Below are 24,296 nucleotides of genomic sequence, written 5' to 3'. Positions count from 1 at the left end.
CGGCGGTTTTTCTCCGGCATTTTAAGTTTCTGGTGTATCAACCATCAATCGCGCGTGCCCGAGGTGGGAGCCTGGGGGGATGCTGAATTTGGAAAAATCTGTTCCACCAACCTTGCGTTTGAGTGAAGGAGAACCGGATGCCGGATTATGCAAAGGTCTTCAATTATGAAGCAGAAGGGCTGTCCTACACGGTCTCCCTTTATGAGGAAAATGGCGAATTCTTTGCCGATATTTCGGTCGTCGAAGGGGCGATGGATGTGAATGCCGTCTATTTTGGCGACGACGACTTTTCGGGTGACAGCGCCTCGCTGGATGGTCCGCTCAACATGAACGGGACCCGGCTTGAAGGCGATAAGATCCAGTGGGACGATGCTGCAGCGCTGAGCGATCCAGGTCTTGGTCCGGAGGGGGAAGACAAGGAAACCTATCTGTCGGATGGCGATACGCTGACGGTCTCTCTGGATGTCGATAGCCTTGAGGATATTGATATTTTCGGTATTCGGGCCACCTCGACAACCACTGATGCGGGATCGATCAAGGGCGTTTCCACGGACCCCGAAGAGCCGGAGGTGCCCGAGGAGCCGGAAGACCCTACCTACAGCAAGATCTTCTTTGGTGAGGAGTTCTCTGACACGGGCGCGCCCTTGGGCGGTACCTATATTCTGGACGAAGAACCCGATCCGAACCCCTATAACAACATCGCACTGCCCGAGGGCACCGAGCCGACCTTTGAAAACTACCTGTCCTACTTCGATACGGACGAGGTTTATGGCGAAGTAACCTCAATCGAATCCATCATCTTCTATGGCGATGGCGCGGATGGGGAACCCGAGGAACTGTTCCGAATCGATGCACCCGAAGGCGGCTTTCAGGATGCTGATGAGGTGCTGATGGCCTATGATGACGCGCTTGAGGGCCTCTCGGCCTCTGGCGATGAGACCGGTCAGGAGCTCATGGCGGCGCTGAGCCTTGAGCCGGATGCAGAGAGTGACGCGGGCGCGGGCGAAGAGGCGGCGATGGAAGAGGACGAACTCGACATGGTCTGAACCCACGGGCCAGATAGCCGATAATTCCGAGCTGACTGGCCCAAATGACGATAGAATATAGAAAAGGCGCCTCCGGTCTCCCGTGGGCGCCTTTCGTCGTCTCAGGCATGCTGATCTGCCGGAAAAGGCGGGATCAGTTGGCTTTACCTTCGAAATCCTTGTGGATGTACTTGCAGTCGCAATAGGGGCATTCGACCCAGCCGGTATCCTCGGGGATCTGCAGGTAGACCCGCGGATGTCCCAGCGCGCCTTCGCCGCCGTCGCAGGCGACACGGTAGCTGTCAACGATCTTGGTTTCAGGCGCTTCGATGGTCATCGGCTGGCGATCCTCTTGCTGATGGGGTAGGGGCTTTATGTGACAGGACAGCCGAGGGAGCAAGAGCCGCGATGACTGATGATGCAATCCGGATCGAAAGCTTGCGCAAAACCTACAAGGGTGGCAAGGGCCAGCCCGAGAAACACGCGCTGAAGGGCATCGATCTAACGGTGCCGCGCGGATCGGTCTTTGGCTTGCTCGGGCCGAACGGGGCCGGCAAGTCCACCCTGATCAACATCCTTGCGGGGCTGGTGGTAAAAACCAGCGGCAAGGTGACGATCTGGGGTTTTGATCAGGACGAAAATCCGCGCCAGAGCCGCGCCTCGATCGGGGTGATGCCGCAGGAGCTGAATCTGGACCCCTTCTTCACCCCGCGTGGAGCGCTGGAGGTGCAGGCGGGTCTTTATGGCGTGCCGAAATCCGAACGCTACAGCGATGAGATCCTGCGCATGATCGGGCTGGAGGACAAGGCCGAAGCCTATGCCCGGACCCTGTCGGGCGGCATGCGGCGGCGGCTTTTGCTAGGCAAGGCGCTGGTGCACCGCCCCAATATCCTTGTGCTCGATGAACCCACCGCCGGGGTGGATATCGAGCTGCGCCAGATGCTGTGGGAAAACGTGCGCAAGCTGAACCAGCAGGGCATGACCATCATCCTCACCACCCATTATCTGGAAGAGGCCGAGGAGATGTGCGACGAGATCGCCATCATCAACCAGGGCGAGGTGGTGGCGCGCGACAGCACCGCCAATCTGCTGGGCCGTCTCGATGCTCGCGCCATGGTGGTGCATCCGGCTGCACCGGTGAACGATCTGCCGAAAGGCGAAGGGATCGAGGCCGAGCTGCGCGGGGATGGCGCCGTGGTGTTGCGCTATCACAGCCAGAAAACCAGCGCCGAGGATGTGCTGGCCGCCGTGCGCGCCGCCGGGATCTCGATTCGCGATGTGAAGACCGAAGAGGCGGATCTGGAGGATGTCTTCCTCGCGCTTACGAAATCTGTCTGAGGGGCACCCCGATGCGCATTCGTCCATTCGAGCAGCGTGATGCGGCGGATTGGGGCCGCATCTTTCATGCCGCCGTGCACGGGATCGGCGCGCGGGACTACACCCCGGCGCAATGCGCGGCCTGGAGCCCGGAGGAAGCGCCCGCCGATGTGATCCGGCTGCGCGCGAAGGATGGGCGACAGATCTGGGTCGCAGCGGATCAGGATGACGTGGCGCAGGGGTTCATCGAGCTGGAGCCGGATGGCCATATCGACTGTTTCTACATCGCCCCGGATCATGCGGGCACAGGCCTAGGCGCGTTGCTCTATGCTCGGCTTGAGGAAGAGGCCTTCGCACAGGGCCTGTCCGGACTTTACGTCGAGGCCAGCGAGGCCGCCCGCCGGTTCTTCCTGCGGCAAGGCTTCACCGATGAGGGGCGCCGCGATTTCCTGCGCCGGGGCGTGGCCATCCATAACTATGCCATGGGGAAAGCGCTGTAGACGCAAACCTGTTCGTCCGGCCGTCAGGCCGGGCAGCGCCCAACCCTCCCCCAGGGAGGGCGCGTTGCACCCACCCTGGGTCGGGCGCTGGCCTACTTGCATTCACTCTCGATCAATTCGCGCCTGATAGCAGTTGTTGCGGGCCGATCGGATGTGGATATAGGCGATGCGGGGATTGGCGAAGATCTCCTCGGCCTGTCCCATCATGCGCTCCGCCTCCACCACCGCGCCGGTGCCATAGACGATACGGTCATCCTGTCCGTAACCCTTGATCAGATAATCGGGAGAGCCTTGCAGCACCTCGGGCATCGCGTCCCCTTCGTGGCGGGAGCATTCCTCTGCACAAAGAAAAATCGGCCCGACCTCGGCATAGGGCTGCGGGGTGGGAAAGGGACGGTGGGCGAGGATCAGCATCCCGGCGCCTTCGGGGATGTAGCGCAGGCAGTGGCGGCAGGGATTTCCGGCTCCGCCTGATGTGCTGCGTTCCGGTGTCTGGCCGTTTGCATCAAGGCCTCCGGCCTGCAGGGCGCGGGCGGTGTCGGTTGTAAGGGCGGTGATTGTCAGCATCTCTGTCTCCTGTTCTGGCGCGACATTGCCCGCAGTGTCAGGGCGGTGGCGACCCGGATCCTGCGCATCTGGCTGATGGTGAAAGCAGGCAGAGGTTCCCGCCCGTTTCAAAACCGGCAGGGCCGGATTTTCCCCGGTTGGGCGTGGCGCGGATCCCCCTTCGGGCGGGATCCGCGGGGCGGCACCCTGTGGCGGAATGGGTGACTCGAAATAAGAACAAAACGTGAATATATACTGGAGGCATGTCTGTTGAATTCGCGATTCTGTCCAACTTCACCTTTCTCACCGGGGCGTCGCACCCGGAGGAGTACGTGGAGCGTGCGGTGGCGCTGGGGATTGAGGCGCTGGCGATCGCAGACGAGAATTCGGTGGCGGGGATCGTGCGCGCGCACAGCCATTGCCGCGATATTGCCCGGCGTGTGGCAGAGCGACAGGCCTGGGACCGGGACAATACGCCCATCGGGCCGCCCCGGCCTGCGGATGTGTCACCCGCGCCCTCCTTTCCGATTTATGCGGTGCCACGGCTGATCCCGGCAGCGCAGCTGGTGTTCGCCGATGCGCCGCCGCTGATCGCCTTGCCGGAAGATCGTACAGGCTGGGGGAGCCTGTGTCGGCTGATCTCGGCTGGGCGGTTGCGGGCCGAGAAAGGCGCCTGTCATCTGGAACTGGCTGATCTTCTGGAGCAGGGCGAGCGGTTGCATCTGCTGCTTCTGCCACCGGCGGAACACCTGCCGGGCGGCGCGGGCGGATGGGCGCCGCATATGGAGGCACTGACGCGCCGCTTTGCCGGGCGGATGCATCTGATGATGGCGCCTGCTTATGATGGGCGGGATGGGCGTCGCTTTGCCAGGCTGGAGGAGCAGGCAAATGCGCTGAACCTACCCACGATTGCCAGCGCCGCCCCACGTATGCACCACGGCGCGCGCCGCCGTCTTGCGGATGTCCTTAGCGCCATTCGCCTGCGCTGCCGGGTCGAGGATCTGGGCCGCGCCGCCCTTGCCAATGGCGAACAGCGCCTGCGTGCACCGCATGAGATGAAGCGGATATTTCGCGGGCATGAGGGGGCGCTGACCCGGGCGCAGGATCTCGCAGCGCGGCTCACGTTCTCGCTGGATGAGTTGCGCTATGACTACCCGGATGAGGGGCTGGAGGGTGAAACCCCGTCCGCGCGTCTGCGCCGTCTGGCAGAAGAGGGGCTGATCTGGCGCTATCCCGCAGGCGCGCCGCCAAAGGTGCGCGACATGCTGGAGCATGAGCTGACCCTGATCGCCCGTTTGAAATACGAGCCTTATTTCCTGACCGTGCGCGACATCGTCGATTTCGCGCGCTCCCGCGGGATCCTGTGTCAGGGGCGCGGCTCGGCGGCGAATTCGGTGGTTTGTTATTGCCTAGGTGTCACCTCGGTCAGCCCGGAAACCGGCACCATGGTCTTTGAGCGCTTTGTCTCCGAGGCCCGCGATGAGCCGCCCGACATCGATGTGGACTTTGAGCATGAGCGCCGCGAGGAGGTGATCCAGTGGATTTATGACCGCTATGGTCGCCACCGGGCGGGGCTCTGCGCGACGGTGATCCATTACCGGGGCAAGCGCGCCATCCGCGAGGTGGGCCGCGCCATGGGGCTGAGCGAGGATACCATTGCGGCCATGTCCTCGCAGCTGTGGGGCAGTTTTGACCGCAGCGGCGGCGGCGATGCCCGCCTGCGCGAGATCGGACTGGATCCCGACGCGCCCCGCCTGCGCCAGACGCTGGATCTGGTGGGGCAGATCATCGGCTTTCCGCGGCACCTTAGCCAACACGTCGGCGGATTCATCATCACCGCGGGTCGGCTGGACGAGTTGGTGCCGATCGAGAACGCCACCATGGAGGGGCGCACGGTCATTTGCTGGGATAAGGACGATATCGACGCGCTGGGCATTCTCAAGGTCGATGTCTTAAGCCTTGGCATGCTGACCTGCATCCGCAAGGCCTTTGACCTGATGCGGCAGCATCACCGGTTGGATTACGCGCTGGCGACGCTGCCGCCCGAGGATCCGGCGGTCTACGACATGCTGTGCCGGGCCGACAGCATTGGTGTCTTTCAGGTCGAAAGCCGGGCGCAGATGAATTTCCTGCCCCGCATGCGGCCGCGCAATTTCTACGATCTGGTGATCGAGGTGGCGATCATCCGCCCCGGCCCTATTCAGGGCGATATGGTGCATCCCTATATCCGTCGCCGCAATGGCGAGGAGCCGGTGGAGTTCCCTTCCGATGCGCTGGGTGAGGTGCTGGGCAAGACCATGGGCGTGCCGCTGTTTCAGGAGCAGGCGATGCAGATCGCCATGGTGGGGGCGGGCTTTACCCCCGAACAGGCGGACCGGTTGCGCCGTTCGCTGGCGACCTTCAACAAGCATGGCAATGTGTCGGAATTCCGCAGCCTGTTCCTGCGCGGCATGGCGCGCAATGGCTATGATGCGGAGTTTTCCGAGCGCTGCTTTTCCCAGATCGAAGGCTTTGGCGCCTATGGGTTCCCCGAAAGCCACGCCGCCAGTTTCGCGCTCTTGGTCTATGCCTCGGCCTGGATCAAATGCCACCATCCGGGGATCTTTGCCTGCGCTCTGCTCAATTCGCAGCCGATGGGGTTTTATGCGCCTGCGCAGATCGTGCGGGACGCCCGCGCCCATGGGGTTGAGGTGCGCCCCATCTGCATCAACGCCAGCTATTGGGACAACGTAATGGAGCCGGACGGGCAGGGCGGGCTGGCGCTGCGCCTTGGCTTCCGACAGATCAAGGGGCTCAGCGACGAGGATGTCAGCTGGCTCACGGCGGCGCGCGGCAATGGCTATACCGAGGTGCAGGACGTCTGGCGTAAGGCGGGCCTGCCGCCGCCGGTGATCGAACGACTGGCCGAGGCCGATGCCTTTGCCGTGCTGGGGGTGTCGCGTCGTGAGGCGCTGTGGCAGGCCAAGGCGATTACCGCAAAGAAACCCCTGCCGCTGTTCGAGCGCGAGTTGGAAGGCGAATCCATCGAGGAGCCTGCTGCCCACCTGCCGCAGATGACCCTGGGCGAAGAGGTGGTGGAGGATTACGTCGCCCTGCGCCTGTCCTTGCGTGCCCATCCGGTTGCGTTGCTGCGGCATCTGCTGACGCCAGAGGGGTAAAGACAGCTTGGTCCGGCACCGCCGGGCCGCGCCCGACCCTCCCCCGTGGGAGGGCGCTTTGCACCCACCCAGGGTCGGGCGCGGCCCTTATGTCTACCTGCGCCCATTGCCACATCTGGCGCTAACGGCGGTTTCGCATTTCGCGCCAAGCCTGTAGAAGGCCTCTCAACGCTGACACAGCCCGACCATGGCGGAGATGAACCGATGAGCAGACCCAAACCCGTTGTCCCCAAACCTGTCGTACTCTGTATTCTTGATGGCTGGGGCGCCGGGGAGCCGGGGGTGGCGAACGCGCCCTATCTGGCCAAGACGCCGACTTTTGATGCGATCATGGAAAAAGGCCCCACCGCGCGGCTGATCACCCATGGGCCGGATGTGGGCTTGCCTTCGGGGCAGATGGGCAACTCCGAGGTCGGCCACACCAATATCGGCGCCGGCCGGGTGGTGGCAATGGATCTTGGCCAGATCGACCTTGCCATCGAGGATGGTTCTTTCTTTGACAATGCTGCCTTGCAGGAGTTTATCGCCAAGCTGAAGAAAACCGGCGGCGCCGCGCATCTGATGGGGCTGGTCTCGGACGGGGGTGTGCACGGGCATATCACCCATATCCTGGCGGCGATCAAAGCGATCCGCGACGCAGGGGTTCCGGTCTGGCTGCACGCTGTGACCGACGGCCGTGACGTGGCCCCGAAATCGGCCTTTGGTTATTTCGAGGAACTGAAGGAAAAGATGCCCGAAGGTGCCCGCGTGGCCACGGTCACGGGGCGCTATTATGCCATGGACCGCGACAACCGCTGGGAACGCGTCAAGGAAGCCTATGATGCGATGATCAAGGGCGAGGGCCGTGCGGTGCGCGATGCCCACGACGCGGTGGATCACGGCTATAACCAGTCGGAAACTGATGAATTCATTAGCGCCAGCGTGGTGTCGGGCTACACGGGCGCACAGGATGGGGATGGCTTCTTCTGCCTCAATTTCCGCGCCGACCGCGCGCGTGAGATCCTGCGCGCTATCGGCGAGCCGGGATTTGCCGATTTCGACACCGGCCCGCGTCCGCAGTGGGCCGGGCTGCTGGGAATGGTGGAATACTCCGAAGGACATAACGCCTATATGACCACCTGCTATCCCAAGGCGCCCATCGTCAATACGCTGGGGGAATGGGTTGCGAAACAGGGACTCACCCAGTTCCGCTTGGCCGAGACCGAGAAATACCCGCATGTGACCTTCTTCCTCAATGGCGGCAAGGAAGAGCCGGAGGTGGGCGAGGACCGTTACATGCCGAAATCGCCCAAGGTCGCGACCTATGACCTGCAGCCTGAAATGTCGGCGCCCGAGGTGACCGAGAAATTCGTCGAGGCGATCGAGAAGGGCTATGACCTGATCGTCACCAATTACGCCAACCCCGATATGGTCGGCCACACCGGGGATATTCCGGCGGCGATCAAGGCCTGCGAGGCGGTGGATCAGGGGCTGGCCAAGGTCGTCGCGGCGCTGGAAAAGGCGGGCGGCGCCATGCTGGTGACTGCGGACCACGGCAATTGCGAAGTGATGATTGACCCGGAAACCGGCGGTGCCCACACTGCTCATACCACCAATCTGGTGCCGCTGGCGCTGGTCGGCGGCCCCGAAGGCGCCAAGCTGCGCAACGGACGGCTGGCGGATCTGGCGCCGACGCTGCTGGAGCTGATGGGCCTGCCGAAACCGGATGAGATGACCGGAGAGAGCCTGCTTGCATGATTGACCGTGCCTTTCGCCTGATCCCGGGGCTGGCCCTGTGCCTGCTGATGGCCGCACCTTTGCGCGCTGAAACGGCAGCTGCCCGCGCCGCGCGGGAGGCCGCCGCCCAGCTGGAGGCAGCAACGCTGCGGATGGAACAGGCCGATGGCGCCCGCGACCGGGTCAAGGCGCTGAGCGAGACGATTCACGCCTATGAGGCCGGTCTGGCTGCCATGCGGGACGGGCTGCGCGGCGTGGCACGGCGGGAAACCCAGCTCACTGCGCAATTGCAGTCGCGCGAAGGCGAAATTGCCGAGCTGCTGGGGGTCATCCAGACCATTGAAACCTCCTCACCGCCGGTGCTGATGCTGCATCCGTCGGGGCCGCTGGGCGCGGCGCGCTCGGCGATGATGCTGGCCGAGGTTGCACCGGGGCTCAACGCGCGGGCCGAGGCGCTGCGCGCGGATCTGGAAGAGGTGCAGACCCTGCGCCTGTTGCAGCAGGCGGCGGCGGGCAAACTGGAAGAGGGGCTGAGCGGCATCCAGCAGGCGCGCACCGCGCTTTCGACCGCGATTGCCGACCGCACCGATCTGCCACGGCGGTTTACCGAGGATCCGATGCGCACGGCGGTGCTGATCTCCTCGACCGAGACACTGTCCGGCTTTGCCAGCGGGCTGTCGGAAATTGCCGACGGTGCGGTGATCGAAAGCCGCGCCGACATCAGCGATCTGCGCGGCGATCTGCCGCTGCCGGTCGAAGGGCTGGTGCTGCGCGGCTATGGCGACCGCGATGCCGCCGGGATTGCCCGTCCGGGCCTGCTGGTTGCGGCCCGTCCGCGGGCGCTGGTGACCAGTCCAACGGCGGCGACGATCCGCTATCGCGGGCCACTGCTGGATCTGGGCAACGTGGTGATTCTGGAACCGCAGCCGGACACGCTGTTTATCCTGTCAGGGCTGGCAGAGGTCTATGGCACTGCCGGTCAGGTCATTCCCGAAGGCACCCCGGTGGGTTTGATGGGCGGTCAGACCCCGCAGGCTGGTGCGATTTTGTCACTAAGCGGTGAAGGGGGTGGAACTGACCGCACAGAAACGCTCTATATAGAAGTCAGAATGGACAACAGTCCGGTGGACCCGGAAACGTGGTTCCGCACCGGAAAAGGTGGATGAAGGTTTCATGAAAAAATTTGCGATGGCCGCATTTGGCGGCACGCTGGCAGGGATCGTTGCAACAACCTATGTCGCAGGCCCGCTGCTGGCGCAGGAAAGCGCCCGCGAGACAACGGTCTATGAACAGCTGGACCTGTTCGGTGACATCTTTGAACGGATCCGCTCCCAATATGTCGAAGAGGTCGACGAGAAAGAGCTGATCGAAGCTGCCATTGGCGGCATGCTCTCCTCGCTGGATCCGCACTCCAGCTACCTGTCGCCCGACGACGCCGCCAATATGCAGGTGCAGACGCGCGGTGAATTCGGCGGTCTCGGCATCGAGGTCACCCAGGAAGAGGGCTTCGTCAAGGTTGTCTCGCCCATCGATGGCACCCCCGCCGATGAGGCCGGGATCGAAGCGGGCGATTTCATCACCCACGTGGATGGCGAAAGCGTCCTCGGCCTGTCGCTGGACGAAGCGGTGGAAATGATGCGCGGCCCGGTCGGCTCCGAGATCATCATCACAGTGGTGCGCGAAGGTGAGGCGGAACCATTTGACGTGTCGATCATCCGCGACACCATCAAACTGACCGCCGTGCGTGCCCGCACCGAAGGCGACACTGTCGTGATGCGGATCACCACCTTCAACCGTCAGACCACGCCGAACCTGGAATCCGGTCTGAAAGAGCAGATCGAAGCCGCCGGTGGCATCGACAATGTGAACGGCATCGTTCTTGATTTGCGCAACAACCCGGGCGGCCTGTTGACCGAGGCGATCCAGGTGGCCGACAGCTTCCTTGAAACCGGAGAGATCGTATCTACCCGTGGCCGCAACCCGGAAGATGGCGAACGCTTCAACGCGACGCCCGGCGATCTGTCGGGTGGCAAGCCGATCGTGGTACTGATCAACGGCGGCTCTGCCTCTGCCTCGGAAATCGTTGCAGGTGCCTTGCAGGATCACCGCCGCGCCATCGTGGTGGGTACCAAATCCTTCGGTAAAGGCTCGGTTCAGACCGTGATGCCGCTGCGGGGCGATGGCGCCATGCGCCTGACCACTGCGCGCTATTACACGCCGTCGGGCCGGTCGATCCAGGCGTTGGGCGTCAGCCCCGACATCGTGGTCGAGCAGCCTCGCCGTCGTGTTGGCGAGGAAGAAGAGGAAAGCTCGGTTGCAAACCGCTCCCGCTCCGAAGCGGACCTGCGCGGGCGTCTCAACAACGACAGCCTGACCGAGGATGAAATCCGCCAGATCGAAGAAGACCGCGCCAAGGCCGAAAAGGCCGCCGAGCTGCGCGAACAGGATTATCAGCTGGCCTATGCCATCGACATCCTGAAGGGTCTGTCGGCGCTGGGTCCGAACGACTAATCCTTAATCCACCTGATTGTCCAAAGGCCGCTCCATCCGGAGCGGCCTTTTTTAATGGTTTTGTTGTGCAGGCGCAGGCCCCTGAGACCGGATGCATGGTATCGAGGGCTGAACCTGTCTGATGTCAGAGCGTCACTTCAAATCGGTGAAGATCTGCGAGGCAACACCAGCCTCAAGCAGGGCTGCCCTGATCTCATCGATTGCATTGATGTCGGCTGAACTGACGATGACCACGTCATTGACTACCAGCGAATAGAGCGGCGCGTCGGGCGCGAGGTTTGCCAGATATTTCTCGGCCGCGAGCTGAGACTTCGGCCCCCATTTGCCGTCATAGGCCACGCCAATCGTGTATTGCGCGTCCATGGTCATTTCCTTGCTCACGGGTTTGCCGTCGTTCAGATCCAGCAAGACCTTTTGAAGCTGTGCGTCATCGGTGATGCGGTCCGGAACGAATATGTTGGTGCAGGTCTCGACTTCTCTGTATTTGGTGACGGTGTTCTTGCTGGTTTCATTGGCGATGGCGCCGCCAACGATCGCGCCGACGGCAGCGCCAGCATTTTTGTCGGTGACCACCTTGCCGATCACACCGCCAACAATTGCTCCCCCGATGACCTTTTCGGGACTGCCGCCTTTGACGGTCTCCTGATACGGCACCATCTGGGTTTCGCATCTTGTCTCGTATGAACCGGCAAATGCCTGGGATGCCATCAGAACAGCTGTCGCTGCTGTCGCCAAAAGTTTCATGTCACTTTCCTCCTTATGCAGGCAGCATGGTCTTGCCTCTGCATCATATGACCATCAGCCGTTCACCGTCTGGCTAGGCACAGGCTTTGCCGGGGATCCAGTCGGTATTCCCGAACTCCCTATAAAATAAGTGTGCGCTCAACTGTTATTCAATATCATGGGCAGATTCTCCGTGTGCCTAGGCCCGAGGTGCGCGATTCAGGAGAGAGGCTGGTATCCTCCGTTTCCTTGCACTTGATGAGAAGAGATGCCCGGAAACCGGCGGCAACTGGCACCGGTCTGCGTTAGGGTAGGGCATGATGTTTGACCTGCCTGATTCCGAAACGCTTTATGCGGCGCTGCTGGCGCGTGATGAAACCTATGAGGGGCGCGCCTATGTGGGCGTGACCTCGACCGGGATCTTCTGCCGCCTCAGCTGCCCGGCGCGTAAACCAAAGCGTGAGAATTGCCAGTTCCACGCCACACCCGGCGCCTGTATCGAGGCCGGGTTCCGTCCCTGCAAACGCTGCACGCCGCTGGCGGCGGCCGCCGGGGAGGATCCGATGGTGCAGCAGCTTCTGGCGGCGCTGGAGGAGCGCCCCGCCTATCGCTGGCGCGAAGGGGATGTGGCGCGCATGGGGTTTGATCCCTCCACTGTGCGGCGCAGTTTCCGGCGCCATTTTGGGATGACCTTCCTGGAAATGGCCCGCCAGCGACGCCTGCGCGAAGGCTTTACCACGCTCAAGGCCGGAGAGCCGGTGATTGCCGCCCAGATCGAAGCGGGGTTCGAGTCCCCTTCAGCCTTTCGCGCGGCCTTTGCACGGTTGACTGGGCTGGCGCCGGGCAGCTTCCGGCAGGACGCGCTGCTGCTGGCGGATTGGATCGACACGCCGCTGGGCGCGATGATCGCGGTCAGCTGTCCGCACCGGTTGCATCTGCTGGAATTTGCCGACCGCAAGGCGCTGCCGCGGGAAATGGCACGCTTGCAATCCTCGCAACCCGGCGGCATCGGCTTTGGACGGCCTGCGCCCACCCAGCAGGTCGCTGAAGAACTGCAGCGCTATTTCAGCGGTGACAGCGCCCGGTTTGAAACGCCGATTGCGTTGCATGGAAGCGCCTTTCAGCGCGAGGTCTGGGATTACCTACGGGCCATTCCGGCAGGAGAGACCCGCAGCTATTCCCAGATTGCACAGGAGCTTGGCCGCCCGTCGTCCAGCCGCGCGGTAGCGCGGGCCAATGGCAGCAACCAGCTGGCGCTGGTGGTGCCCTGTCACCGGGTGCTTTCGGCGGATGGCAACCTGACCGGTTATGGCGGCGGATTGTGGCGCAAACAGCGGCTCATTGAAATCGAAGCCGACCTTGCAAAGCGTGCACGGCCTCAGGCGGTTTCCACGCAGTGACGCCGAAAGGCGCGTTTCAGCATATCAAGCTCGGCCCGGAGCAGCTCCACTTCGCAGCGCATATCCTCGGCTGCCACATCACCGCCGATCAGGGTGAAATGCGCCAGCGTCTGGTCCGCCGCCGCGTCGGTGATGACAAAACTGTGCACCCCATCGGCGATGGCTTCGGTGGGTACGGTGATGACCAGCTCCCATTCGCCGTCGCGGCTGCCTTCGCTAAGTGCGACCTGTTCAACCGGCTGATCCAGATACAGAACCCGGATGTCCGGCGGCGTCCCCGTGACGGGGGCGTTGCTGATCCGGCCTTCCCATTTGCCATTGCGAAAGCGGATCTTGGTGACGGTCAGGTCGCTCATGTCACGGGTCCTCAGAGGTTGGCGCGGCGGTAGCGCGCAAAAGTCAGGTCGCGCAAGACCACCTGGTTCATGTCCGGTGCTTCGAAAATCAGGTCCAGCCAGATATTCTCGATGCGCTTTTCGTTGAGGTTGGAATAGGCAAGATCGTACTCGACCGTCACCTTGCGGTCGCCCAGCGGCAGTTCCCGCACGATCTGTTCGGTGTTGGGGCCATGGCTGATGTTGAGCCGGGCAAAGATTTCCAGCGGCTTCTCGGTTTCGATGATGCTGTCGACCCGGATCAGATGTTGCCGGGTCAGCCCGCTGCCCGCGTTCTTGGGCAGGGCGATCACCAGTGACAGGAAGGAACCATCGAAACTGAACACATCCATACGCAGGCCAAAGGGTGCGAGGTCCTCTTCACGGGTGTTACGCAGCTGGCGCAGGGTCAGCTCGGAATAGCTGCAATCGTGGAACATCTGCACATCCTCGCCCAGCTTGGCCTTGGACGGGACCGAAGACAGACCAGCGACCGGCAGCGGCCCGCGCCAGGGTTCGGGGCGCCAGGACCAATCGGTGCCATGCGGGCGCGCAAAGGAGGAGGAGCCGATCTGCGGCAGGGCGAGACGTCCGTCCGCAACATGGATCAGCTGGTCCAGCTCGGTCTTGAGTTGCCGCGCCTCTGTGCGTTGGCGGCGCAATTCGGTCAGGGGAATGCTGCCAGCTCCTGCAACGATCCGGCGCCAACGGCGCAAGGCGCGGCGGTGCAGCAGTTTGTCCAGGATCCTGCTCATGACTTCGGTTGCCCTGCCTTTATCGTTGCCGTGGTGGTGTTGCGGTTGGTGCCTGCGCCAATCTAGCCCTGCAACATCAGTCAAATAAACCGGCAATCCGCTTTCTTAGAGAGAGTTTTCCGCCACTGTCACCTTCGGGCGCGCCTGCATGACCGGTCCGGGCATCAGGGCGGGCGAGGGGACGCAATGCGCCTGAGGCGGTGCGGCGGGGGCTGCGATCCGCCGGGGCGCGTTGTGCGACTTCCTCGGGGGCGGGTTCTGGTCGCGATGCTTCCCGTGTCAGCTCCGCCATCTGCTCCAGCAGCGCGGCGCCGCGCTCGGTCAGCAAGGGGCTTTTTGCCGGGGCATAAAGCGCCAGCACGATCACGTGACCCTCCAGCACCATGGCGCCGCGCCAATGTTCGGGGCTGGCTCCGGCGGCGCTGTGTCCCGGCATATCCAATTTAACCAGTGGCAACCGGCCATTCTCGCGGCGGGCGACGATATGGGCGCCGGGCGTGCTGGCTGCCAGATCGGAGACCGATGGCACTCTGCCCTTGGCCGGAAGTTCTCCAAAAGTGGCGGTGATAACGCCCGCGTTGCGACTGCCAAAGAAACCGGGCCCGCCCAGCAGGTCACAGCGCGGCAGCAGGGCAAACCCGTCTGCCGCGTCGCGCCGCAGCATCTTGGGGTCAAAGCAATAACCTCGTGGCGCCGCAAGCACCACCTCGGCGCCCTGCATGCGAACCTCTGTCAGCCTGGAAGGCGTACCTGTGCCACCGGGCGCCGCAAAAGAAAATCCGCCGCCGGGCACCTGGCCGCAGGCGCTGAGCAGGGCGCAGAGACCAAGCGCAGCAATGCCCAGACGGAGCTGCAGGGGCTGCTGCGCGCAGGGCACGCTATCCCGCCGCGCAGAGCACATTGTCCTGATCGTGCCTGTGACAGCCGTCATGATTGCTTTATCCCGCAGATCCCCTGCTCCCCCCGGCATCAGATTATCGTTATCCTGCGTTTACAAAAGGGATAAAGGCCTGAAACACTTACGACAAGAGTGAACACCCGCCCGAGGGGTACCTTGCCAAGGCGCAGCCAGATGCATAGTTACGCAGGATTCTTTCAGACCGGCACAGGCCCGGCCGTGGCACAGGTATCACGATGAAACGTCCGACGCCCATGAGGGCGGGCAGCGGGCCGCTTAAGCGCCCGCAGGATCTGCCCGCGACTCTCTTTTCTTTTATCTGGGCGTATTCGCGCCGCCAGCAGCTGGTCTTGCTGGCGCTGACGGTCCTGACCTTTCCGTTTCTCTACGCCTCGCTGGAGCTGCCCAAGCGGATCATCAACGACGCCATCGGGGCCGAAACGCCTGTCATCATGGTCTGGGGCCAAGATATCGCTCAGGTGGAATACCTGCTGATCCTGTGCTTTGGCTTCCTCGCAGCGGTGGTGATCGGTGGCATGATGAAGATGCGGCTCAACACGCTGAAGGGGATCGTAGCCGAACGCCTGCTGCGGCGGCTGCGCTACACGCTGATCAACCGGATGCTGCGGTTCCCGAAACCCTATTTCCGCACCACCAGCCAGGGTGAGCTGGTGTCGATGATCACTTCGGAAAGCGAACCCATGGGCGGGTTGATGGGGGATGCGGTGGCGCAGCCGGTGTTCCAGCTGGGGCAGATGCTGACCATCGTGGCCTTCCTGTTCATGCAAAGTGTTTGGTTCGGGCTGGTCTCGATCGCGCTGATCCCGCTGCAGGCCTGGCTGATCCCGATGTTGCAGCGGCAGATCAACCTGTTGAACAAGGACCGCATCCAGGAGGTGCGGATGCTGGCCTCGGAAATCGGAGAAACCGCCGCCGGGATGAGCGATCTGCGCGCCAATGGCGGCTGGCGTTACCGGATGGCGCAAGTGTCGGACCGGCTGGGGCGTCTGTTCGAGATCCGCCGCCGGATCTACACCAAAAAATACTTCATGAAGTTCCTCAACAACCTGATCGGCCATATGACACCCTTCGTGTTTTATTCGGCCGGCGGGGTGCTGGCGATCCGGGGCGATATCACGGTGGGCGCGCTGGTGGCGGCGCTGGCCGCTTACAAGGATCTGTCGGCCCCGTGGAAGGAACTGCTGACCTATTACAATCAGGTGCAGGACATGAGTCTGCGCTGGAAAATCATGCTGGAGCGGTTCGCGCCGCGCGGCATGATCGATGCCGAGCTGATCGAAGGCGAGCCGAGCGAGATCCCGCATCTGCGCGGCGATATCGAGTTGCGCAATGTCTCGGTGCGCGATGCCGACGGGACGGTGGTCCTGCAGGATATTTCGCTGACCATTCCGGCGGGCGCCCGCGTTGCGGTCAAAAGCACCAGTGACGCAGAGCGTGCGGCGTTCGGCCAGTTGCTGGTCCGTGAAACCTTGCCGTCGCAGGGCAGCATTCAGGTCTCGGGGCACCGGCTCGACAGCCTGCATCAGGGGGTGATCGCGGCCCGGATCGGCTATGCCTATTCGCATCCCTATCTGTTTTCTGGATCACTTGGCGACAACGTGCTGATGCCGCTGCGCAGCCGCCCGGGCAAGATCAGCCGGGATCAGGCCACCCTTCGCAAACAGGTCGAATCCAAGCGCGCAGGCAACAGTGGCGATCTTCTGGAAGCGGATTGGGTCAATCCCGAATTGGCGGGGCTGGGATCCGAAGGAGATGTGCGCGATTGGTGGTTCCAACTAATCGAGGCAATGGGCATCGACGAGCAGTTGTTCCAGCGCACCCTGCACGCGCGGTTCCAGGATGGCACCCACCCGGCGCTGGTGCAGCATATCATCCGCCTGCGCCCGCTGATCCGGGAACGGTTGGAGGCCGAAGGTCTGGATGATGCCGTCCACCATTTCGATCCCGAGCGGTTCAACCCTGCCATGCCACTGGCGGGCAACCTTTTGTTTGCGGCGCCGTCGCGCGACATCCCGGTCGAAGAATTGCTGGCACCGGACGGGCTGTTGCTGCGACTGGTACGCGAGCAAGGGCTGACCGGGGAAACCATGGGGATCGGTCTTGGCGTGGTGGAAACCCTGATCAAGACCTTTGGACGCGAAGATATCGATCACCCGCTGTTCCAGCGGCTTGGCCTTGAAGAAGATCTCTATCGCCGGATTTGCAGCGCTGCCGAACGCTATGCCGCGCAGGGGGCTGATGATCTGCCCGAGGCAGAGCAGGCGCTGCTGATGACGGTGCCATTCCTTTTGACCGAAGAGCAGATCGGCAGCGGGCTACCGGCCGGGTTCAAGGAGCGTATCCTGAAAATCCGCCAGAGTCATGCGGCCCAGTTGATCGCCCAGACCGGCGGCTTGTTCCGACCTCTGGATCCGAAATCCTACTTTCCGCGGCTGACGGTTCTTGAAAATGCTCTCTTCGGCAAGATCTCGCTGCGGGCTGGGGCGCGGGCAGCGCAGGTTGAATCGCTGGTGGCCGAGGTGCTGGATACCCACGGGCTGCGCAAACGGCTGGCGTTGATCCTTTACGATCTGCCAACCGGACTGGGCGGATCGCTGCTGGAGCCGGTGTTTCAGGAACGGGCCGCCTTTACCCGCGCCGCGATCAAACGGCCGGACATTCTGATCCTGGACAAGGTGCTGGCCAGCCACACGGCGGAAAACCGGCTGCGTACACGCGAAAAGCTGCGCGATCTGATGCCGCAGACCACGATGATCTTCATGGAAGACACCATCCAGCATCCGGAGCGCTACGATCTTTATGTCGAAATCCGCGATGGCCGGATCGACGGGGTCGAGCGGCGCCCACTGGGCAGCCCGGAAGGCGCCGCCGCGGCCGATTTCTCTGCCAAGTTCGATATCATTGCCGCAACCGAGCTGTTCTCGCAGCTGGATGCGCGCAACCAGCGTCTTCTGGCATTTTCGGCTGGCTGGCACGAGGTTCCGGCCGGGGAGATGGTTTTTTCCCACGGCGACAGCGGTGATGCAGTGTACCTGTGCCTGTCGGGCCGAGCCGATCTGACCTTCCCCGATGCGCCCGCCGGGGCGCCGCCGGTGACGGTGATCGAACCCGGGCGGCTGATCGGGGATCTGGCGGTGATTCTGGATCAGCCGCGGACCATGAACCTGCGCGCTACCGAGGATTGCCGTTTCCTGCGCATCGGTGCTGCGGAATACCGCGCGGTGATCGAAAGCGATATCAACGTCGCGCTGCGCTTGCTAGAGACGGTGGCGGGTAATCTGGCGACTGCCCGGGACAAAATGGTGTCCATTGCCCACCAAACGGGCGGTACGATCAGTGAAGACAGACCTCTGAAGGATGCGGATCCGAATGCTGAATAGACAGAATTATTCTGCCCATGAGGCGCTGGTGCGCAGCGCCCGCAGGAAACCGCAGCTGTGGCGGCTGGGGCTTGGGCTGGTTCTGATCTACCTCATCAGCTTTGCCCTGTCCTCGATAGTGCTGCCGCTGCTGGCGGCGCTGTTCCCCGGCGTCTGGCTGCAGGGGCTGCGCGATGGCAGCACGCCGGGGGCGATGCTGGTGCTTCTGGGCGGGTTCCTGTTCATCACCGTGGGCGTGGCGCTGTGCGCGCGGCTGCTGCAGGATCGCTCCTTCCTGTCGGTCGTGGGTCATCCGAGACCGCTGGTCCGGCAGTTCATCCGGGTTAGCCTGTACCTTCTGGCGCTGGGCATCGCCCTGTCGCTGCTGCCGCCCTATGATATGGGGGAACCGCTGCAGCCCAATCTGGAACCGGGGTTGTGGCTGTCGCTGTTGCCGGTGTCGCTGCTGGTGGTGCTGATCCAGACCAGTGCAGAGGAAATCGTCTTTCGTGGCTATATCCAGCAGGGGCTTGCGGCGCGCTTCAAAAGCCCGGCGGTCTGGATCCTTGGCCCGTCAGCCCTGTTCGCGCTCGGCCATTACCTGCCGGCCGAGGCCGGAGAGAATGCGCTTTTGATCACCCTCTGGGCCGGGGTGTTCGGCTGCATGATGGCGGATCTGACCGCGCGGGCGGGCACATTGGGACCTGCCATCGCGGTGCATTTCTTCAACAACGTCACCGCGCTTCTGGTCTTTGCCTCTCCCACCAGTCTGTATGGACTGTCGCTCTACCTGATGCCCTATGAAATGTCCGATGGCGCTGCGCTGCGCCCCTGGCTGGCGGTCGACTTTGCCATGATGCTGGTGACATGGCTCACGGCGCGGCTTGCGATACGCCGCTGATTGCATTTGTGCGCAATGAGTCTTATCTGAGGGGCCAAACAGCCCCTACAGAGGCACGATATGAACTGGATCACCAACTACGTCCGGCCGCGGATCAACTCGATCTTCTCGCGCCGCGAAGTCCCAGAGAACCTGTGGACCAAGTGCGATGAGTGCGGCACCATGCTGTTTCACCGCGAGTTGAAGGACAATCTGAACGTCTGCACCAACTGCGGCCATCACATGCACATCACCCCACGGGACCGGTTCACGGCCCTGTTCGACGGTGGTGTGTTCAGCGAGGTCGAGGTGCCCGAGCCGCTGGCGGACCCGCTGAAGTTCCGCGACCAGAAGAAATACCCAGACCGCATGAAGGCGGCGCAGAAGAAAACCGGCGAAAAAGAGGCCATGCTGGTCGCAGCTGGTGAAATGGGCCGTACGCCCATCGTGGCGGTGGCGCAGGACTTTTCCTTCATGGGCGGCTCCATGGGCATGTATGTGGGCAATGCGATCATTGCCGCCGCCGAAGAGGCGGTAAAGCTGCACCGGCCTCTGATCCTGTTCTCTGCCGCAGGCGGTGCCCGCATGCAGGAAGGCATCCTGTCGCTGATGCAGATGCCGCGCACCACCGTGGCGGTGCAGATGCTGAAAGAGGCAGGCCTGCCCTATATCGTGGTTCTGACCCACCCCACCACCGGCGGTGTGACGGCCTCCTATGCGATGCTGGGCGATGTGCAGATCTCCGAACCCAATGCGCTGATTTGTTTTGCAGGCCCCCGGGTGATCGAGCAGACCATCCGCGAAAAACTGCCCGAAGGGTTCCAACGCGCGGAATACCTGCTGGATCACGGCATGCTGGACCGGGTGACCCCGCGCACCGAGCTGCGTGAGGAGCTGATCACCATCGTCCGCATGTTGATGAGCATGCCACCGCAGGTGCACGGCGATCTGCCTGCGCCGGAACCGGTTGCCGAAGAGTTGCCCGCGCCAGAGGTCGAAAACGACGCGGGATCTGCCGCAGCCGCAGAGGCCGATAGCAAATAGCCCTGTCATAGAAAGAAGCGCCCGCGCTGGGTGCTTTGCCGCGCCCGTCTGCCTGATCCGGCGGGCGGGCTTTTTCATCAGATCCGGTTCGGGAGCCACTCATGACCAAAGCGAGTTCCGACGCCATCCTCGATCGTATGATGGCGCTGCACCCCAAGATCATCGACCTGACGCTGGACCGGGTCTGGCGGCTGCTGGCGGCGCTGGATAACCCGCAGGACAGGCTGCCGCCGGTGATCCATATCGCAGGCACCAATGGGAAGGGTTCGACCCAGGCGATGATCCGTGCGGGCCTCGAAGGGGCCGGAAAATCGGTGCACGCCTATACCTCGCCGCATCTGGCGCGGTTTCACGAACGGATCCGTCTGGCCGGAGAACTGATCTCGGAGGCGCATCTGACTGAGGTGCTCGACGAGTGCTATGCCAAGAATGGCGGTGAGAATATCACCTATTTCGAGATCACCACCTGCGCCGCGCTGCAGGCCTTTGCCCGCACGCCTGCGGATTACACGCTGCTCGAAGTCGGACTTGGCGGGCGGCTGGATGCCACCAACGTGATTGAAAAACCCGCCCTGTCGGTGATCACGCCTGTGTCGATCGATCACGAACAGTTCCTTGGCAATACCCTGGCCAAGATCGCGGGCGAAAAGGCAGGCATCATCAAGCGCGGCGTACCGGTGGTCGTCGGCCCACAGGATGATGAGGCGATGGAGGTGATCGAGGATGTCGCCGCTCGCCTTGGCGCGCCGCTGATCGCCCATGGACAGCACTGGCACGTCTACGAGGAACGCGGGCGGCTAATTTTTCAGGACGAAGCCGGGCTACTGGACCTGCCGATGCCCGCACTGATCGGTGCGCATCAGGTGCAGAATGCGGGGATGGCTCTGGCCGTCCTGCGCCATCTGGGTGCGGATGAGGTGGCTTGTGAGGCGGCGATGGCGCGGGCTGAATGGTCTGCCCGGATGCAGCGGCTGAAGACCGGTCTTCTGGTGGAGGCTGCCGCGGGCGCCGAACTCTGGCTGGACGGCGGGCATAACGCGGCGGCGGGTCATGCGCTGGCGGATGTGCTGGCGGGGCTGCCGAAACGGCCAACGCATCTGATCTGCGGCATGCTGAACACCAAGGATGTGACCGGCTACATGGCACCGCTCGCGCCCCATGTGGAGAGCCTAACGGCCATTTCCATCCCCGGCGAGGCGGCGACGCTGAGCGCTGAGGAAACCGAGACAGCAGCGCAATCCGTCGGCATCACCGCGACTCGGGCCGAAGATGCCCTGTCGGCGCTGCAGGCAATCATCGCCAAAGATCCCTCCGCACGGGTTCTGATCTGCGGATCGCTCTATCTGGCGGGCCATATCCTGCGCGAAAACGGCTGAGGTATTTGGCAAAGGCGGGCAGGGGCGCTCCCGCCCGTCTTCGATCTTGCGATCTCATCCCGTTGGGCGTGGCGCCGCTTGCGCGGCGCGGGGCAGGCTCAGCCGTCCTGTCCCCAATCCTTGTCTTGCATTTCCCGCAGGCGCGAGGCGGTGCGCTCGAACTCGAAGGCACCGTCGCCTTCGACGTATAGATATTCCGGCTCGGCCGCGGCGGTGCAGATCAGCCGCACCTGCGCCTCGTAGAGCGCATCGATGAGGGTGACGAAACGCTTTGCCTCGTTGAAGTTGCTGCGCGACAGGCGCGGGATATCCTCGAGCACCAGCACCTTCACCTCTTCGGCGATGGCCAGATAATCGCCCGGCCCCAGCATCTTGCCGCAAAGGTCATAAAAACTTGCCCGTGCCACGCCATTCCTGAAACCGGGCAGCACCACCTCTCGGCCTTTCACCTCAAGCGTCAGGGGTTGGGCATCACCACCCGACAGATCCTCCCAGATGGCGCGGAGCTGGGCGCGGGAGTCGGCATTCACAGGCGAGAAATAGACCGGTGAGCCCTTGAGACGGTCCTGCCGGTAATCTACCGGGCTGACCATTTCCCAGACCTGCATCTTTTCCTTGATCAGATCGATGAAGGGCAGGAAGAGCTGGCGGTTGAGGCCGTTTTTGTAAAGATCATCTGGCACCCGGTTCGAGGTGGTGACCACGGTGACGCCTGCCTCGAAGAGGGATTCAAACAGCCGCCCCACGATCATCGCATCGGTGATATCGGTGATCTGCATCTCGTCAAAGGCCAGAAGGCGCACGGAGTCGGCGACCTCCTTTGCCACCGGCGCCAGGGCATCCTGCACGCCGCTCTGGCGCGCCTCGTGCATCTTGGCGTGGATCTCCTGCATGAAAGCATGGAAGTGCACCCGCCGCGCCGGGATCCCGTCCAGACTATCGACAAAAAGATCCATCAACATGGATTTACCGCGCCCGACGCCGCCCCAGAGGTAGAGGCCCTTGACCTCTTCCCGAGTAGCCTTGCGGAAGAGGCCCCGTTTCACCGGCGGGGCCATCAGCCCTTCGGCAATACGGTCGAATTCCGGCAGAACAGCTTGCTGCGCCGGATCCGGGCGGATCTGGCCTGCTTCGCTGCGGGTCTGATAAAGCGCGCTAACCTGGGTCATGGCGCCAGCCATAGCGCGCAGGCAGGCGGTTGAAAAGCCATGCGGGCGGATGAAGCAACAAGCGCCTGGCTGGAAGGCAGTCAGGTCACATCAATTTTCCTTATGTGACTGCGCAGATTTCTTGAATTGACCCCGGGGCCGCAATGCCTACCGTCGCAGCTCTGATTTGAAAGGACCCGGCATGAGCAGCGCAGCGGCACAGAAAACACCCTTGTTCACCCCCGTTTTGATCGTGGGCTGCGTGATCATTATGGTCAGCTTTGCGGTGCGCGCCTCGTTCGGGGTGTTCCAGATCCCCATCGCCGAGGAGTTCGGCTGGCTGCGCTCGGAATTCTCGCTGGCGATCGCGATCCAGAACCTCGCCTGGGGGATTGGGCAGCCGATCTTTGGCGCGGTGGCCGAGAAGATCGGTGACAGAAAGGCCATCATCCTTGGCGCGCTGGTCTATGCAGCGGGGCTGGTGCTGAGCGCAGGCGCGGTGACGCCGTTCCAGATGCAGGCTTATGAATGGCTGGTGGGCTTTGGCATTGCGGGCACCGGCTTTGGCGTGGTTCTGGCGGTCGTTGGGCGGGCCAGCTCGGATGAAAACCGCTCGATGTCGCTGGCGATTGTCACGGCGGCAGGCTCTGCCGGGCAAATCTTTGGCGCGCCCTGGGCGGAATGGATGCTGTCCTTCCTGACGTGGCAGACCGTGTTCCTGATCTTTGCAGGCGTGGTGCTGGCGCTGATCCTGACGCTGCCGCTTATGCGCGCGCCGCAGATGGCGAGCAAATCTGAGCTTGAAGAGAGCATGGGCACCATCCTGATCAAGGCCTTCAAGGATCCGTCCTATACGCTGATCTTCCTCGGATTCTTTAGCTGTGGCTATCAGCTGGCGTTCGTGACCGCGCATTTCCCGGCCTTCGTGACCGAGATGTGCGGGCCGATCATGCCGGGCGGCGCGCTCTATAGCCTCGGGATCACTTCGACCTCGGCGCTGGGGGCGGTTGCGATCTCGCTGATCGGGGCGGCAAACGTCGGCGGCACCCTGCTGGCGGGATATCTGGGCAACCGCTACTCCAAGAAATACCTGCTGGCGGCGATCTATACCGGGCGGACCATCGCGGCGGCGGCCTTCATCCTGGTGCCGATTACGCCGACGTCAGTGATCGTCTTCTCCATCGTCATGGGGTCGCTGTGGCTGGCGACGGTGCCGCTGACCTCGGGCCTCGTCGCGCATATTTACGGGCTGCGCTATATGGGCACGCTTTATGGGATCGTGTTCTTCAGTCACCAGCTCGGCAGTTTCCTCGGTGTCTGGCTGGGCGGGCGGATGTATGATGCCTATGGCGATTACACCTTCGTGTGGTGGATCGGGGTGGCCGTCGGGGCCTTCAGCGCCATCGTGCATTTGCCGGTGCGGGAACGCCCGCTGGGGAGCGTGGCGGCGTGAAGTGAATTCAGCCGGTGCCGAATGCCGCAGCAGTGTCGGCTTCGCGGCGTAACGTCCAAGAATGCTTCTTAGCTCCGCGATGATTTTTGAAC

Annotated in this window: 20 protein-coding genes; 13 read left to right on the top strand and 7 right to left on the bottom strand. The window is 62.8% G+C overall.

Going from position 1 to position 24,296, the window contains the following annotated elements; translation table 11 throughout:
* Window positions 1–137: 137 nt before the first annotated feature.
* The gene (locus tag SM765_RS13900; protein WP_274838197.1) at window positions 138–1,046 is read left to right on the top strand and encodes a hypothetical protein; all 909 of its coding nucleotides are present in this window, start codon (window positions 138–140) and stop codon (window positions 1,044–1,046) included.
* Between the two features lie 133 nt (window positions 1,047–1,179).
* Here the strand turns inward: SM765_RS13900 and SM765_RS13895 are convergent, their stop codons facing one another.
* A complete protein-coding gene (locus tag SM765_RS13895; protein WP_065271657.1) occupies window positions 1,180–1,362 on the bottom strand; it encodes a zinc-finger domain-containing protein in 183 nt (60 codons plus the stop codon).
* 71 nt (window positions 1,363–1,433) lie between these two features.
* Between SM765_RS13895 and SM765_RS13890 the strand changes: the two genes are divergently transcribed.
* Both SM765_RS13890 and SM765_RS13885 read left to right on the top strand, forming a co-directional pair.
* Entirely contained in the window at window positions 1,434–2,363 is a 930-nt protein-coding gene (locus SM765_RS13890) for an ABC transporter ATP-binding protein (RefSeq protein ID WP_274838198.1), read from the top strand.
* A gap of 11 nt (window positions 2,364–2,374) precedes the next feature.
* On the top strand, window positions 2,375–2,842 hold the full coding sequence (locus tag SM765_RS13885) for a GNAT family N-acetyltransferase (protein WP_274838199.1): 468 nt from the start codon (window positions 2,375–2,377) through the stop codon (window positions 2,840–2,842).
* Window positions 2,843–2,944: 102 nt separating this feature from the next.
* On the opposite strand, the gene SM765_RS13880 is transcribed toward SM765_RS13885, so the two are convergent.
* Window positions 2,945–3,409, bottom strand: a complete 465-nt coding sequence (locus SM765_RS13880; RefSeq protein ID WP_274838200.1) for a DUF1203 domain-containing protein — start codon at window positions 3,407–3,409, stop codon at window positions 2,945–2,947.
* A 242-nt stretch (window positions 3,410–3,651) separates the two neighbouring features.
* Between SM765_RS13880 and SM765_RS13875 the strand changes: the two genes are divergently transcribed.
* The 4 genes from SM765_RS13875 to SM765_RS13860 all read left to right on the top strand — a co-directional run bounded on the left by SM765_RS13875 (window position 3,652) and on the right by SM765_RS13860 (window position 10,773).
* Window positions 3,652–6,546, top strand: coding sequence for an error-prone DNA polymerase (locus SM765_RS13875; RefSeq protein ID WP_274838201.1), 2,895 nt, complete (start codon window positions 3,652–3,654; stop codon window positions 6,544–6,546).
* A 204-nt stretch (window positions 6,547–6,750) separates the two neighbouring features.
* On the top strand, window positions 6,751–8,283 hold the full coding sequence (gene gpmI / locus SM765_RS13870; protein ID WP_274838202.1) for a 2,3-bisphosphoglycerate-independent phosphoglycerate mutase: 1,533 nt from the start codon (window positions 6,751–6,753) through the stop codon (window positions 8,281–8,283).
* Window positions 8,280–9,428, top strand: a complete 1,149-nt coding sequence (locus tag SM765_RS13865) for a murein hydrolase activator EnvC family protein (RefSeq protein ID WP_274838203.1) — start codon at window positions 8,280–8,282, stop codon at window positions 9,426–9,428. The genes gpmI and SM765_RS13865 overlap by 4 nt, the downstream gene beginning before the upstream one ends.
* Window positions 9,429–9,435: 7 nt before the next feature.
* A complete protein-coding gene (locus SM765_RS13860; RefSeq protein ID WP_065273605.1) occupies window positions 9,436–10,773 on the top strand; it encodes a S41 family peptidase in 1,338 nt (445 codons plus the stop codon).
* Window positions 10,774–10,905: 132 nt separating this feature from the next.
* On the opposite strand, the gene SM765_RS13855 is transcribed toward SM765_RS13860, so the two are convergent.
* Window positions 10,906–11,517 carry a glycine zipper 2TM domain-containing protein gene (locus SM765_RS13855; RefSeq protein WP_274844710.1) on the bottom strand — a complete coding sequence of 204 codons (612 nt, stop codon included), beginning with the start codon at window positions 11,515–11,517 and terminating at the stop codon, window positions 10,906–10,908.
* Window positions 11,518–11,813: 296 nt separating this feature from the next.
* On the opposite strand from SM765_RS13855, the gene SM765_RS13850 reads away from it, so the two are divergent.
* Complete coding sequence (locus tag SM765_RS13850; protein ID WP_274838205.1) at window positions 11,814–12,896, top strand: bifunctional transcriptional activator/DNA repair enzyme AdaA; 1,083 nt, start codon at window positions 11,814–11,816, stop codon at window positions 12,894–12,896.
* Here SM765_RS13850 and SM765_RS13845 read toward each other — a convergent pair.
* The 3 genes from SM765_RS13845 to SM765_RS13835 form a co-directional block, all read right to left on the bottom strand.
* On the bottom strand, window positions 12,875–13,252 hold the full coding sequence (locus SM765_RS13845) for a hypothetical protein (RefSeq protein WP_274830379.1): 378 nt from the start codon (window positions 13,250–13,252) through the stop codon (window positions 12,875–12,877). The two genes, SM765_RS13850 and SM765_RS13845, sit on opposite strands and share 22 nt — an antisense overlap.
* An 11-nt stretch (window positions 13,253–13,263) precedes the next feature.
* Complete coding sequence (locus SM765_RS13840) at window positions 13,264–14,025, bottom strand: DUF6478 family protein (protein ID WP_274838206.1); 762 nt, start codon at window positions 14,023–14,025, stop codon at window positions 13,264–13,266.
* A gap of 76 nt (window positions 14,026–14,101) precedes the next feature.
* The gene (locus tag SM765_RS13835; protein ID WP_274838207.1) at window positions 14,102–14,956 is read right to left on the bottom strand and encodes a hypothetical protein; all 855 of its coding nucleotides are present in this window, start codon (window positions 14,954–14,956) and stop codon (window positions 14,102–14,104) included.
* Between the two features lie 203 nt (window positions 14,957–15,159).
* Here SM765_RS13835 and SM765_RS13830 point away from each other — a divergent pair, with 203 nt between their 5' ends.
* The 4 genes from SM765_RS13830 to SM765_RS13815 all read left to right on the top strand — a co-directional run bounded on the left by SM765_RS13830 (window position 15,160) and on the right by SM765_RS13815 (window position 21,603).
* Window positions 15,160–18,324, top strand: a complete 3,165-nt coding sequence (locus SM765_RS13830) for an ABC transporter transmembrane domain-containing protein (RefSeq protein WP_274838208.1) — start codon at window positions 15,160–15,162, stop codon at window positions 18,322–18,324.
* Window positions 18,314–19,204 carry a CPBP family intramembrane glutamic endopeptidase gene (locus tag SM765_RS13825; protein WP_065271644.1) on the top strand — a complete coding sequence of 297 codons (891 nt, stop codon included), beginning with the start codon at window positions 18,314–18,316 and terminating at the stop codon, window positions 19,202–19,204. The genes SM765_RS13830 and SM765_RS13825 overlap by 11 nt, the downstream gene beginning before the upstream one ends.
* 60 nt (window positions 19,205–19,264) lie before the next feature.
* The gene (accD, locus tag SM765_RS13820) at window positions 19,265–20,227 is read left to right on the top strand and encodes an acetyl-CoA carboxylase, carboxyltransferase subunit beta (RefSeq protein WP_065271643.1); all 963 of its coding nucleotides are present in this window, start codon (window positions 19,265–19,267) and stop codon (window positions 20,225–20,227) included.
* 101 nt (window positions 20,228–20,328) lie between these two features.
* Window positions 20,329–21,603, top strand: a complete 1,275-nt coding sequence (locus SM765_RS13815; protein WP_274838209.1) for a bifunctional folylpolyglutamate synthase/dihydrofolate synthase — start codon at window positions 20,329–20,331, stop codon at window positions 21,601–21,603.
* Between the two features lie 98 nt (window positions 21,604–21,701).
* Here SM765_RS13815 and zapE read toward each other — a convergent pair whose 3' ends face one another.
* Window positions 21,702–22,772: a cell division protein ZapE gene (zapE, locus tag SM765_RS13810; protein WP_274835575.1), complete on the bottom strand. Its 1,071-nt coding sequence runs from the start codon at window positions 22,770–22,772 to the stop codon at window positions 21,702–21,704.
* 181 nt (window positions 22,773–22,953) lie between these two features.
* Between zapE and SM765_RS13805 the strand changes: the two genes are divergently transcribed.
* On the top strand, window positions 22,954–24,204 hold the full coding sequence (locus SM765_RS13805; protein WP_274838210.1) for an MFS transporter: 1,251 nt from the start codon (window positions 22,954–22,956) through the stop codon (window positions 24,202–24,204).
* The last annotated feature ends 92 nt before the right edge of the window (window positions 24,205–24,296 follow it).

The organism is Pseudophaeobacter sp. 1A09344, assembly GCF_041008745.1.
GTDB classification, from domain to species: Bacteria; Pseudomonadota; Alphaproteobacteria; order Rhodobacterales; family Rhodobacteraceae; genus Phycobacter; species Phycobacter gallaeciensis_A.
The sequence above is the reverse complement of the archived record's forward strand: the minus strand, read 5'-3'. Positions and strand labels throughout refer to the sequence as shown.